The sequence below is a fragment of the Vibrio sp. 10N.222.51.C5 genome (genome assembly GCF_041474575.1).
GTDB lineage: Bacteria > Pseudomonadota > Gammaproteobacteria > Enterobacterales > Vibrionaceae > Vibrio > Vibrio crassostreae_C.
In genome coordinates, this window is sequence record NZ_JBFRUJ010000045.1 from 45,503 (window position 1) to 59,150 (window position 13,648).

General features: G+C 47.3%; 11 protein-coding genes. 2 read left to right on the top strand and 9 right to left on the bottom strand.

The window, feature by feature from the left end; translation table 11 throughout:
- Positions 1–73 precede the first annotated feature (73 nt).
- Positions 74–1,285, bottom strand: a complete 1,212-nt coding sequence (gene punC, locus AB4558_RS14205) for a purine nucleoside transporter PunC (RefSeq protein WP_017063021.1) — start codon at positions 1,283–1,285, stop codon at positions 74–76.
- Between the two features lie 163 nt (positions 1,286–1,448).
- On the opposite strand from punC, the gene punR reads away from it, so the two are divergent.
- Positions 1,449–2,363, top strand: coding sequence for a DNA-binding transcriptional activator PunR (gene punR, locus AB4558_RS14210; protein WP_136974240.1), 915 nt, complete (start codon positions 1,449–1,451; stop codon positions 2,361–2,363).
- Positions 2,364–2,460: 97 nt separating this feature from the next.
- Here punR and ilvA read toward each other — a convergent pair whose 3' ends face one another.
- Genes ilvA through ilvG form a run of 5 tightly spaced genes read right to left on the bottom strand, consistent with a single transcriptional unit; the run spans position 2,461 to position 8,797 of the window.
- On the bottom strand, positions 2,461–4,005 hold the full coding sequence (gene ilvA, locus AB4558_RS14215) for a threonine ammonia-lyase, biosynthetic (RefSeq protein WP_372073271.1): 1,545 nt from the start codon (positions 4,003–4,005) through the stop codon (positions 2,461–2,463).
- Between the two features lie 3 nt (positions 4,006–4,008).
- A complete protein-coding gene (gene ilvD, locus AB4558_RS14220; protein WP_017058786.1) occupies positions 4,009–5,850 on the bottom strand; it encodes a dihydroxy-acid dehydratase in 1,842 nt (613 codons plus the stop codon).
- 33 nt (positions 5,851–5,883) lie between these two features.
- Positions 5,884–6,852 (bottom strand): branched-chain amino acid transaminase, encoded by a 969-nt coding sequence (locus tag AB4558_RS14225; RefSeq protein WP_017063017.1) that lies wholly within the window; start codon positions 6,850–6,852, stop codon positions 5,884–5,886.
- A 12-nt stretch (positions 6,853–6,864) separates the two neighbouring features.
- Positions 6,865–7,149 carry an acetolactate synthase 2 small subunit gene (gene ilvM / locus AB4558_RS14230; protein WP_017055442.1) on the bottom strand — a complete coding sequence of 95 codons (285 nt, stop codon included), beginning with the start codon at positions 7,147–7,149 and terminating at the stop codon, positions 6,865–6,867.
- A gap of 1 nt (position 7,150) precedes the next feature.
- The gene (ilvG, locus tag AB4558_RS14235) at positions 7,151–8,797 is read right to left on the bottom strand and encodes an acetolactate synthase 2 catalytic subunit (RefSeq protein ID WP_017058784.1); all 1,647 of its coding nucleotides are present in this window, start codon (positions 8,795–8,797) and stop codon (positions 7,151–7,153) included.
- A gap of 472 nt (positions 8,798–9,269) precedes the next feature.
- Here ilvG and AB4558_RS14240 point away from each other — a divergent pair, with 472 nt between their 5' ends.
- Positions 9,270–10,793 (top strand): YifB family Mg chelatase-like AAA ATPase, encoded by a 1,524-nt coding sequence (locus tag AB4558_RS14240; protein WP_017058783.1) that lies wholly within the window; start codon positions 9,270–9,272, stop codon positions 10,791–10,793.
- 62 nt (positions 10,794–10,855) lie between these two features.
- On the opposite strand, the gene AB4558_RS14245 is transcribed toward AB4558_RS14240, so the two are convergent.
- The 3 genes from AB4558_RS14245 to AB4558_RS14255 all read right to left on the bottom strand — a co-directional run bounded on the left by AB4558_RS14245 (position 10,856) and on the right by AB4558_RS14255 (position 13,594).
- Positions 10,856–11,812, bottom strand: coding sequence for a DUF2860 domain-containing protein (locus tag AB4558_RS14245; RefSeq protein WP_372073269.1), 957 nt, complete (start codon positions 11,810–11,812; stop codon positions 10,856–10,858).
- A gap of 140 nt (positions 11,813–11,952) precedes the next feature.
- The gene (locus AB4558_RS14250; protein WP_017063015.1) at positions 11,953–12,552 is read right to left on the bottom strand and encodes a thiol:disulfide interchange protein DsbA/DsbL; all 600 of its coding nucleotides are present in this window, start codon (positions 12,550–12,552) and stop codon (positions 11,953–11,955) included.
- A 55-nt stretch (positions 12,553–12,607) separates the two neighbouring features.
- A complete protein-coding gene (locus AB4558_RS14255) occupies positions 12,608–13,594 on the bottom strand; it encodes a serine/threonine protein kinase (protein ID WP_017058781.1) in 987 nt (328 codons plus the stop codon).
- Positions 13,595–13,648 lie beyond the last annotated feature (54 nt).

Below are 13,648 nucleotides of genomic sequence, written 5' to 3' on the forward strand. Positions count from 1 at the left end.
CTTTTTCTTATTTATCTAGATATAAAAAAAGAGCGAGTAATCTCGCTCTTTTTTGTTTTCGTTAACTTAGAAACTAGTCTTGTTTCTCGTCAGCGACTACTCGAGAGTTGTCAGGTGTCGCGAAGTGTTCAGAAAGCTCTTTGTTCGAAACAATATAGCCAACCCACAACGCACCCAAACAGATCACAACGGCAATACCCGTCGCGCTTAGTGCTTGGCTAGCCATTGCCGCGACCAATGCACTTGATAGGCCACTGATACTGATTTGCAGGCTGTTTTGTAGACCAGCAGCTGTTGCTGGGCTTTGTTTAGCGCTTGATAGAGCACGGTTTACTACGATTGGGTAAAGTGCGCCGTTTGCGACAGCAATCAAACAGAAAGGCGCAAGTAGAGGCCAGATTGACGTCAGTTCCCACTGTGATGCGATAAAGATAAGCATCGCCGCTACACTGAACAAACCGATAAGGTTTCTTAGTACAACGCCATCGCCATATTTCTTCACTGCTTGCTTACCGAAGTAACCACCCGCCATGAACGCGATTGTTTGTGGGATAAAGCTCAAACCGATGTCTTTTGCTTCATAACCTAGTTGAGCCATGATCTCTGGCATACCCGTTAGGTAAGCGAAGAACGCTGCAGATGCTGAAGCAAACATTAAGACATTACCCATGTAAGGCTTTGATTTAAGCAACATCTTGATGTCTGTCTTAATCGATGTCTGTTTTACTTCAGGCGCTTCTTTTGGTTGAGCCATTGTTGTCGCCACTAGCAGTGCACCCATCAAGGTTAATGTGATGAAGATGCTGTGCCAGCCAAAGCTATCCGCCAGTAACACACCTAGCTGAGGTGCTAATGCAGGAGATAGCGCAACCAAAGGCATGATGGTTGCAAAAATTTGTTGGCTACTGCTTTGTGAGTAACGCTTGATAACCATTGCTTGCCAGATTACCGCAGGAGCACATACGCCGATCGCTTGAATGAAGCGCAGTGTCAGTAGATGCCATACCTCGGTGCTGAATGCTAAGCCGAATGAAGCTGCAGTAAAGATAACAAGACCAACCGCCAGCGTATTACGGTGACCATACTTGTCACTCGCCAGACCCCAAAGAAGCTGACCCATTGCCATACCGCCAAGGAATACCGTTAAAGACAGGGCAATCTGCTCTGGGCCGGTTGCGAAATCAACTTCCATTGCCTTAAATGCAGGAAGGTACATATCGGTCGCAATAAAGCCAAGCATTGAAAGAACTGCAAGGTAGACCAATTGAAATTTAGAAATATTCATAAGATGCCATTAAGCTAAAGGTAGTGATGTTTTTATCATCAAAAAAATTGTTTGATATACAGAAGTGAAAGCCCCTGTTTATTTATGCTGACATTCTATTTTTCAGACCTGATAAAATAAAACGCTAAAATATGTGGTTATCAATCAAAAAATTTGAAGGCTTATGTTCTCTAAATCCTCTTTAGAAATGCTCGATACGGTAGCGCGCTTGGGCAGTTTTACCGCGGCGGCTGAGCAGTTGCACAAAGTGCCCTCGGCGATCAGTTATGGTGTCAGACAGGTCGAACAAGAACTGGATGTGCTGCTTTTCAGGCGTTTACCGAGAAAGGTTGAGCTCACTCCGGCAGGTGAACTGTTCATTGAAGAGGCGCGTGCACTACTGAGGCAAATGGAAGAGGTCAGTGCCCAGACTCGTCGAGCAGCTCGAGGTTGGAAGAAAACCTTGCGTCTGACGCTCGATAATGTGGTGAAGCTCGACAAGATGAAGCCGATGATTGAAGAGTTCTATCAAACCTTTGAGTTTGCCGAACTTCAGATCAACATGGAGGTATTCAACGGCTCATGGGAAGCGATTGCACAGGGCAGGGCGGATATCGTGATTGGCGCCACCTCAGCTGTGCCAGTTGGTGGCGATTTTGAAGTCAAAGACATGGGGCAATTAGATTGGGCATTTGTAATGTCGCCAAGTCACCCGTGTGTGCGCGAACAGAACCTCAATGAAGAGTTCGTGAGCCAATATCCAGCCATCTGCTTGGATGATACCTCCAGTGTGCTCCCTAAGCGACACACAGGCCACTACTCAAGTCAAAGACGCCTGTTGTTACCCAATTGGTATAGCGCAATTGAATGCCTTAAAAATGGAGTAGGGGTGGGTTATATGCCGAGGCACATTGCCGCGCCAATTATCGAACAAGGCTTGCTGGTGGAAAAAATACTGCCTGAACCGAGTCCGCAGAGTCATTGTTGTTTGGTGTGGCGAAAAGACGATAACCATAAGTTGATCGAGTGGATGGTGAAATACCTAGGATCGAGTGAACAACTTCACCAAGATTGGTTGGATCATCGCAAGGCGGTCTAATGATCTTAGCGAGAAGATCCTTTTCAAGTTTGAGTTGAATCAGCACCAATAAAAAGAGCGAGTAAATACTCGCTCTTTTTGATTCGGTCGTTAACTCTTATGACAAGAAGAACTTGTAGGAAGGGTTATCGGTTTCATCTTTACACTGATAGCCAAGCTCTCGTAGATGTGTTGAGAACTGAGCCAAATCATCGTCATCAAGTTCAAAGCCACACAATACACGGCCGTAGTCGGCACCGTGGTTACGGTAATTGAATAGGCTGATATTCCAGTGTGTCCCTAAGGTATCAAGGAATTTAATCAATGCACCTGGGTACTCTGGGAACTCAAAGCTGTATAGGCGTTCTTTCAGTGGCTTCGATGGTTTACCGCCAATCATGTAGCGAATGTGCAGTTTTGCCATCTCATCATCAGAGAGATCGACAACCGGGTAGCCGCCCTCACGTAAGTCATTGATGATGTGTTCGAGTTCTTCTTGACCACCTTGTAGGCGTACACCAACGAAGATATTCGCTAGGCTTTCGTCGTTGTGGCGGTAGTTAAACTCAGTTACCGCTCGACCACCAATAATATTACAGAACTCTAGGAATGCTCCTTGTCGCTCTGGAATCGTAACCGCAAGTAGACCTTCTCGCTTCTCACCTAGTTCACAACGTTCAGAGACATAACGCAGACCGTGGAAGTTGGTGTTAGCACCAGACAATACCGTTGCTAATTGCTTGTCTTGCAGTTGGTTCTGTTCAGCAAACTTTTTCAAACCAGCCAGAGCAAGCGCTCCTGAAGGTTCAGCAATCGCACGAGTGTCTTCAAAGATGTCTTTCACCGCAGAGCATATCTCATCGCTAGAGACTGCAATGTGACCGTCAATGTACTGTTGGCAAAGACGGAATGTCTCTTCACCAATGCGTTTAACCGCAACACCATCAGCAAACATACTGACCTGATCCAGTACCACAGGTTCACCGGCATCGAGGGCCGCTTTTAAGCAAGACGAATCTTCTGGTTCTACTGCAATGACTTTAATCTCTGGCATCAGCTGTTTTACTAATACAGCAACACCCGCAGCTAAGCCACCACCACCAACCGGCACAAAGATGTAATCCATATGACCATTCTGCTGCAGCATCTCCATACCCATCGTGCCTTGTCCTGCAATCACCAGTGGGTGATCGAAAGGCGGCACAAAGGTAAAGCCATGTTCAGCAGAAAGACGCTCGGCTTCTGCCTTGGCCTCATCAAAGTTGCTGCCGTGCAGAACCACGTTACCGCCAAAGCCACGTACCGCATCAACCTTGATGTCTGGCGTGGTTTTTGGCATCACAATCGTAGTCTGAATGCCCAGCTTAGAGCCAGACAGAGCCATACCTTGAGCATGATTACCCGCCGATGCAGCAATCACACCTGCAGCTTTTTGCTGCTCAGAAAGGCTTGATACCATGTTGTAGGCACCACGTAGCTTGAACGAGTGCACCGGCTGACGGTCTTCTCGTTTAAGCTGAACCTGATTACCAATGCGCGCGCTTAGACGCGGCATATCCTGTAGAGGTGTTACGATTGCCGCTTCGTAAACCGGCGCTCTCAGGATCTGACGCAGATAATCTGCGCCAGTTTGTTTTTGGGGACTGACCGTGTCATCACTCATAGACTAGCCCTCTAGCTTAGACTTATCACGCACGGCGCCTTTGTCGGCACTGGTTGCCATGCTTGCGTAAGCTTTCAGTGCGAAAGACACTTCACGCTGACGGTTTTCTGGTTTCCAGCCTAGTGCGTCTTGCTTAACACGACGCGCTTCTAGCTCGGCTTCAGGCACATCAAGTGTGATTGAACGGCTAGGGATGTCGATAGTGATGATATCGCCAGTGTTTACTAGACCAATCACACCGCCACTTGCTGCTTCTGGAGAAGCGTGACCGATAGACAAACCGGATGTACCGCCAGAGAAACGTCCGTCAGTTAGAAGAGCACAAGACTTACCTAGACCCATAGATTTTAGGTAGGTAGTTGGGTAGAGCATTTCTTGCATGCCCGGACCACCTTTAGGACCTTCGTAACGGATAACAACCACTTCGCCTGCTTTTACTTTACCCGCTAAGATGCCGTCTACGGCTGTGTCTTGGCTTTCAAATACGATAGCAGGACCTTGGAATTTCAGGTTCTCTTCATCAACACCTGCTGTCTTAACGATACAACCGTCAACGGCGATGTTGCCTGAAAGTACGGCTAGGCCACCTTCTTGGCTGAATGCATTCTCTTTAGTACGGATACAACCTTCTTTACGGTCGTCATCAAGACGATCCCAACGGCAATCTTGTGAGAAGGCTTTGGTGGTACGAATACCTGCTGGGCCCGCGCGGAAGAACTTAAGTACCGCTTCGTCTTCTGTCTGCATGATGTCGTATTGAGCTAGCTGCTCTTGCATGCTTAGGCCAAGTACAGTGCGAGTTTGGTTGTTCAGTAGGCCTGCGCGGTCTAGTTCACCTAGGATAGCCATAACACCACCAGCGCGGTGAACGTCTTCCATGTGGTATTTAGGTGTTGAAGGCGCAACCTTACATAGGTGTGGAACGCGGCGAGACATCTCGTCGATATCACCCATATCAAAGTCGACTTCACCTTCTTGAGCTGCTGCCAATAGGTGAAGAACGGTGTTACTAGAACCGCCCATTGCGATATCCAGTGCCATCGCGTTTTCAAATGCTGCGCGGTTTGCGATGTTACGAGGCAGTGCTGATTCGTCATCTTGCTCGTAGTAACGCTTGGTTAGGTCAACGATGCGCTTACCAGCATTGATGAATAGCTCTTCACGGTCTGCGTGGGTTGCTAGCATAGAACCGTTACCTGGCTGAGATAGACCAAGCGCTTCTGTTAGACAGTTCATTGAGTTCGCTGTGAACATACCTGAACATGAACCACATGTCGGACATGCAGAACGCTCTACTTGCTCACTTTGCTCATCAGAAATGGTTGGATCGGCACCTTGGATCATTGCGTCAACAAGGTCTAGCTTGATGATTTGATCTGAAAGCTTAGTTTTACCCGCTTCCATTGGGCCGCCTGATACAAAGATCACTGGGATGTTAAGGCGCATTGCTGCCATCATCATTCCCGGAGTGATTTTGTCACAGTTAGAGATACACACCATCGCATCCGCACAGTGTGCATTGACCATGTATTCTACTGAATCCGCGATAAGCTCACGTGATGGCAGTGAGTACAGCATGCCACCGTGACCCATTGCGATACCATCATCAACTGCGATGGTGTTGAATTCTTTAGCGATACCGCCCGCTTTCTCGATTTCACCTGCTACCAATTGACCCATATCTTTAAGGTGAACGTGGCCTGGTACGAATTGAGTGAAAGAGTTTACAACTGCGATGATTGGCTTACCGAAGTCATCATCTTTAACGCCAGTTGCACGCCATAAAGCGCGCGCACCAGCCATGTTGCGTCCGTGGGTAGTCGTTGCTGAACGATAGATTGGCATTGCTTAAATCCTTATAAAATATTTGGCTGTTGCTTACTTAGTTGTTTGCGTTTGGTTTTCTGAAGTTTGGTCTGCTGGGTAAACGTAGTCTAACCAGCCCCACTTATCTTCAGTGGTTCCATTGAATAGACCAAAGTAAGCCGCTTGAACTTTTTCAGTGATAGGACCGCGTTTGCCTTCACCTACTGTAATTTTGTCTACGCTGCGAACCGGAACGATTTCCGCCGCTGTGCCTGTCATGAATACTTCATCGGCAAGGTATAGCGCTTCACGAGCAATGTTCTCTTCACGGATCTCATACCCCATGTCTTTTGCTAGTGTCATGATCGAATCACGAGTGATACCCGGCAGAATTGCGCTGGTCGCTGGTGGCGTTGATAGCACGCCATTGCGTACTACAAAGATATTCTCACCTGCACCTTCAGAAAGGTAACCATCAACACTCAGTGCGATGCCTTCATCGTAACCATGACGGCGAGCTTCGCCACCAACTAATAGTGAAGATAGGTAGTTACCACCGGCTTTTGCTGCGGTTGGGATCGTGTTTGGAGCGGCACGGTTCCAGCTAGAAATCATTGCATCAACGCCGTTTTCTAGTGCTTCTTCGCCTAGGTAAGACCCCCAAGGGAAAGCAGCGATGATCAGTTCCATCTCAGTATTTTCTGGCGGGCAGACACCCAAACCAACGTTACCTACGAAACCTAGAGGGCGGATGTACGCTGACTCTAGCTTATTTTGGCGTAGCGTTTCGCGAGTCGCTTCCATAATTTCTTCCTCAGTGTAAGGAATAGGGAAGCGATAGATTTTTGCTGAGTCTTTTAGGCGCTTAGCATGTTCAGGGTGACGGAAGATAACCGGCCCTTTTGGTGTGTTGTAACAACGAACACCTTCAAACACAGAAGTACCGTAGTGCATTGCGTGAGTCAGGACGTGAACGTTCGCCTCTGCCCAAGGAACCATCTCACCGTTAAACCAAATATAGTCTGCTGTTTTAGCTGTCATGTTTGCGGTTCCTTATGCGTTTATCTTTTGTTGTAAGTTGTTGTTTGGCAGTTCATTACGGCTGATCGAGATAACGTCAACGGTACGCACATCCCACAGCTTTTCGATTTGATTGACCAAAAAAGAGATTGGACGGTCACTGTCTACAATGATCTCTACACTCGCCACTTTACTTTCGTGGTTTTGAGTGCCCGCGACTTGCTTAACAATAAAGCCACGGTGGCGGATAACACGAAGAACACGCTCTAGTAGTACAGGCTTATCATCGGCTTTGATGTCTAATAGGTATCTTTTCATGTTATGTGTTCTCCAACATCTCACTGTTTGAAGCACCTGGCGGTACTAGTGGCCATACGTTCTCTTCTTCATCAATAAGAACATGAAGTAGGTAAGCGGTTTTGCTTTCTAGCATCTCTTTCAGTGCTGGCTCTACTTCTTCTTTGCGCGTGATGGTTTTACCCGGGATATCGAAGGCTTTCGCTAGCATCACGAAGTCTGGGTTGTCATCTAGGATGGTTTCACTGTGGCGGCCATCGAAGAACAACGATTGCCATTGGCGAACCATACCCAAGCGAGAGTTGTTTAGAAGCACCATCTTCACTGGGATTTGGCGGCGTTTCAGTGTGCCAAGCTCTTGCACGTTCATCATGAACGAGCCATCACCAGAGATTAGAATAGATTGGTCATCAGGACGCCCAACCGAAGCACCCATTGCAGCTGGCAAGCCAAAGCCCATGGTGCCTAAACCGGCAGAGGTAATGAAGTTCTGTGGATCGCGAGGCTGAATGTGCTGAGCTGCCCACATTTGGTGTTGGCCCACATCAGTCGATACGATAGAGCTTGCTGGCATCATGTCTGACAGTTGCTTCAACAGCAGTGGAGCAAAAATCAGATCACCAGGGTGGTCGTAACGCCATTTGAATGAGCTACGAAGACCTTCAGAGTGATGAACCCAAGAGGAGATGTCTTGGCTTAGCTCTAGTTGAGGCATGATCTTGTTGATGTCACCGCGAATTGGCGCATTGGCAAGACGCAGTTTGCTGAACTCAGCGGCATCGATATCGATATGGATAACCTTAGCATGCGGCGCAAAGGTATCGAGTTTGCCAGTTACTCGGTCATCAAAACGAGCACCGACAACAATCAACAGGTCACTCTCTTGAACCACAAGGTTAGCGGCTTTAGTGCCGTGCATACCCAGCATGCCAAGGTAGTGTGGGTCGTCACGTTCGATAGTGCCCAAGCCTTTCAGTGTGCTTACTGCTGGCATTGGGTTTAGGCGTAAAAACTCACGAACCGCATCGGTTGCTTTAGCAAGTTGAACACCACCACCTACGTATAAAACAGGACGGGTCGCTTGAGACAAAAAGTACTGTGCCTGTTCAATGGCATCAGTTGTCGCAACAGGAATTGCGGGTGGAGTAAATTCAGGAAGAGCGTTAACAGGTGCTTCTGCTAGTTGAACGTCTTTAGCGATATCGACGATAACCGGGCCAGGGCGGCCAGACTTTGCTACCACAAACGCTTCAGCGAGGGTTGGAGCTAGCTCTTCAATATCAGTTACTAGGTAGCTGTGTTTAGTACATGACAGAGACATACCAATCACATCCATTTCTTGGAATGCATCGGTACCAATGTGGGAACTTGCAACCTGACCTGTGATAGCAACCAATGGGATTGAATCCATAAAGGCATCAGCAAGGCCAGTGACTAGGTTGGTTGCACCTGGTCCCGAGGTTGCCATACAAACAGCGACATCTTGTGTTGCTCTAGCCATGCCGATCGCGGCCATAGCGGCGCCTTGCTCATGGCGACATAGGATATGTTCAACCCCGCCGTCATAGAGTGCATCGTAGATTGGCATGATGGCACCACCGGGGTAACCAAATACGGTCTCAATTCCTTGTTGCTTGAGTGCGGATACGACTAGTTCTGCGCCTTTCATCGGAATTCTCCCGTATTACCTTTATTTTGGTAACTGTTTCCTTTGTCTCTGCACATCTTGTGCTCCCATTCTTCCTGTAAATCGGCAAAGCCGAAAATGCTCAAAAATATAAAAATCGAATGTTTAAATTAGAAAAAACCCCCGGACTTGTCAGTGCGGGGGTTTTTTCTAATTCGTGGTTACTTTCTTCCCACTCGCCCCCGCGCAGTCTTAATAATGACTACGATAATCAGGTTAATCAGTGCGTAAATGCGAGCGTTAAAAATCATAATATTCGAGTTTTCTCGTTTATTGTCTTCAGTAAATGTCTACATCTCTAGTGTTATCACACAAATCTGCCGCATGACAAGGGAAATGTCATTCTTTTTTCACATTAAAATACCATTCCACCAAGCTATATAACAACCTTATCGCTTTGGTGAGCAACGAATATCCAGAGCGAATACTTTTAAATCAAAGACAAAGGAAAGTTATGGGACTCGCGATAATTCATAGCCGAGCTAGTGTGGGTGTAGAGGCGCCAGAAGTGACCGTTGAGGTGCATATAAGCAACGGAATGCCTGGCTTCACGCTGGTGGGTCTACCTGAAACAACGGTCAAGGAATCTAAAGATCGAGTGAGAAGCGCGATCATCAATTCTCGCTTTGAGTTTCCATCGAAAAGAATCACGGTTAATCTCGCCCCAGCCGATTTGCCCAAAGAAGGTGGCCGTTTTGACCTGCCCATCGCGCTTGGGATTTTGGTGGCGTCAGATCAGCTTCCGACATCAAAAATAGCTCAACATGAATTTATAGGTGAGTTGGCATTGTCAGGAGAACTTCGCTCGGTAAAGGGCGTTTTGCCTGCGACGTTAGCCGCCGACAGTGTAGAGCGATGCTTAGTTGTCCCACATCATAACGGTGATCAGGCTGCGCTGGTGGGCAAGGGAGCGCATAAATCTGCACAAACCTTGTTGGAGGTTTGTGCTGACATGTGTGGACAGGCTCAGCTTGGGCTATATAGAACGGAACATCATCAGGCTGATGTTTCAGTGCTTCGCGACCTACAAGATATTATCGGCCAACAACAAGGCAAGCGAGCTCTAGAGATAGCCGCTGCTGGGAATCATAACTTATTGTTTCTTGGCCCACCCGGAACCGGAAAAACTATGCTCGCTTCTCGACTGCGTGACCTATTACCTGAAATGAGTGATGACGAAGCGATGGAAACCGCGTCGGTGGCCTCGTTAACGCAACAAGAAATCAATCAATACAACTGGAAGCAACGACCTTTTCGCTCTCCTCACCATTCCAGTTCAATGGCGGCATTAGTGGGTGGTGGTTCGGTGCCTCGCCCCGGAGAGATCTCTTTAGCGCATAACGGCTTATTGTTCTTAGACGAGATGCCGGAGTTTGAGCGCAAGGTGCTTGATTCATTACGAGAGCCACTAGAGTCGGGCGAGATCATTATCTCCCGTGCTGCGGGCAAGACTCGTTTTCCTGCGCGTTTTCAATTGGTCGGTGCACTTAACCCAAGTCCAACGGGTTATTACGAAGGTAACCAGGCGCGCGCCAACCCACAGATCATCCTGCGTTACCTCAATCGCTTATCTGGGCCCTTGCTGGATAGGTTCGATATGTCATTGGAGATACCTCTGTTGCCAAAAGGAATGTTGGCCGAAGGCGGTGATCGCGGTGAAACCACTCAAGTAGTTAAGCAAAGGGTTAGGCAGGCGCGAGAGTTAATGCTATCTCGCAACCATAAATCGAATGCACTGTTAGGTAGCCGAGAAATTGAGAAGTATTGCCCACTGCGACGCGAAGATGCAGAGTTTCTTGAGACAGCACTACATCGCTTGGGTTTATCGATTCGTGCTTATCATCGAATTATTAAGGTGGCACGAACCATTGCCGACCTTGACGGTAACGAGCAGATCGAAAAGAAACATCTATCAGAAGCGCTAGGCTATCGCGCGATGGATCGCTTGCTGAAACAACTCACGGCTCAAGCTGTCTAGCAAGCAGAAAAAGCCTGCTTAGATGCAGGCTTTCGTTGGATTGCAGTTCATACTCGCTAAGGTTAGAACTTGTAGTTCAAGCCAACTGAAACTATATATTGAGACTCGTCGTAGAAGGTAATGTTCGAGTCGCTGGTGCCGTAGCCTGCCAGTGAAATAAACGACCAGTTTTCCCAATCCATGAATTGATCATACTCATAGGCGGCGAATAGGTTGATATTGTCGTCGCTGCGTTTCTTGTCGTAGATCGGGTTGCTCGCATCGTAAGAGCGTTGGTTGTAACCCGCTGTTAGTGCGTACTTGTGACGCCCCATGCCACCAAACAAGCTTACCTCACCACCGAATTGGTCGTAAGATTCAGCTTTACCATCAGCATCACGTGTTTGATAGATGACGGATGGAATAAGCATCATGGTACGACTAAGTGGCAGGCGATATTGACCTTTCAAGTAGAGAGTATTGGCATCTCGTTTGAGCTCTTGATCTTGAATATCATCCTTGTCGACATCTTTGGTCGCATAGGCCATGTCTAGCGAGAAAGCTGAGCCCGCAATGTTGCTTAGCTTCAAACGAAACGCATTGCCAGTTTCATCGGTCTTGGTGCGAGCTGATGTGGTGTTGTATGGATCAGCCCAAGTTTCACCAGACATAATGGTTGGCAGCAGTGAAGCGTCGATCACCATGCCTGACTCAAGTTGGTATTTGTAACCGACTTCGAGAACTACAGTACCTGTTGCTACATCATCTCGCGCGGTACCTGTGTATACCTGATGGTTTAGCTTTTCACCAAAGGTATAAGCAACACTACCTAAAGGAGCAACCAGAAAAGAGCTTTCCGAAGAAGCCTTCTGATCTGTGGATGAAAGATTGCTATCAGCATCGGTATTAAAGTTCGAGGTGGAAGAGGTAACCCCGGTATTGAGAGAGATTTCACCACTGAAACCTTGTTGGTCTGCAAGCTTGGCAAAAGCGGGAGAAGCCGCAACGCTCAATACCAAGAGAGTTATTTTTATTTTCATTCAAGGGCTCCTTGCCCACCGGTTCTTAGGACGGGTTATTAATAGCAGTAAAGCTTTAAACTTCCAGGTTAATTATTTATCAATAATGATTTTTGAACTAGCAAAAAAAAAGGAAGCCGAAGCTTCCTTTCATCAATGGCTTACTTCTTTAATAAGAAGTTCACGAGCTCGAAGTACTCATCAAGAGAGTTGATACCTTGAGCTTCTACTAGGTAGCGGTTGTTAACCACAACAGCGGGTACACCTGAAAGGCCGCTGTCTTTGAATGCTTTGTCGAAGCGACGAACCATAGAATCTACAGCAAAGCCGTTATACGCAGCATCGAATTTCTTCGCATCAACGCCTTCGTCTAGGAAGATTTGACGCAGTTCTTCTTCATCACGTGGTGGCTTGTTCATTGTGTGGATGCGGTTAAACATCACTGGCACCATTTTATCTTCAACTTTCAGTGCAATCATTGTCGCGTAAGCTTTGCTCATTGGCAGACCCATGTTGCCACCCATGAATGAAACATGGTTCTTCTGTAGCTTAGCGTCTTTAGGTAGCTGTTGTTTTAGCTGCTGGATGATTGGCTCAAAGCTATTACAGTGTGGGCAGTAAAAAGAGAAGAACTCTGTCACCATTGGTTTTTTTGATGCTTCTAGGTCGAGAACTTTGTAGTGTTCACCTTCGTTAAATTTCGCAGCGTGAGCGGTAAGGCTCAACATGATCAATGAGAAAAATGCGAATAGCTTTTTCATTTATCCAATCTCCATTATGTTTGAATTTTTATCTAGTTGTATGTTGCGATTGCTGTTACCACTGAGGCATTAATGAAAGTGGTGGCTCTTGCAGGGTAGCAATTTGCTCTTTACAAGCAAGTACTTGTTGCTCCCAATATTTCGGATCATTAAACCACGGGAAGGCCAGAGGAAACGCAGGATCGTGCCATCGTTTCGCCAACCATGCCATGTAATGCACCATACGTAGACCGCGTAGTGGTTCGATTAGTTTCAGTTGTGCGGTATTAAAATCGCAAAACTCTTGGTAACTCTCTAGCAAAATATCCAGTTGCATCAGCTTATCTTGGCGCTCGCCATTGAGCAGCATCCACAGATCTTGTATCGCAGGGCCGTTACGTGCGTCATCAAGATCGACGAACATTGGCCCATCGCGCCACAAAATATTGCCAGGGTGGCAGTCACCGTGCAGGCGGATATTCTCAATGTTGCTCGGCCACTGGCTCTCTAGCTCTTTGATCAGAAGGTCAACGTCATTGAAGAAGGCATTTTCTAGGTGCGTCGGGATAAACTGAGAGTTCTCTAGAATCTTACGTGGCTGATAAAGGTATTCATCTAAGCTGATGGTCGGGCGATGCTGGAATGTTCTTCCCGCGCTGGCTTTATGAATACGACCAAGAAAGCGTCCTACGCCTTCCAATTGATCTAGATTGTCAACTTCATACTGTCTGCCGCCAACACTTTCAAATAGTGCAAATAGGTAGCCTTGGTATTCATGTAAGGTTGCACCGTTGATTCGCATTGGAGGCGCAACCGGCATCTCTTGTTCGATAAGCTCGAGTGCGAAGTCATGCTCTTCTTGGATCTGTGCCTTGTTCCAGCGTTGTGGACGGTAAAACTTAACGACGTAGCGCTTACGGTCTTCATCGGTGAACTGATAGACACGGTTTTCGTAACTGTTGAGAGCGAGAAGCCCGGATTCAGCGCGAACTCCGATGCTCTCCAGTGCGTACCACATGAAGTCAGGAGTCAGGTTATCAAAGTTAAAGGCTTGCATCGTCATAGAATAAAAAAGGCTCATTACTGAGCCTTTTTCCATTTATTGGGTTGTTATACC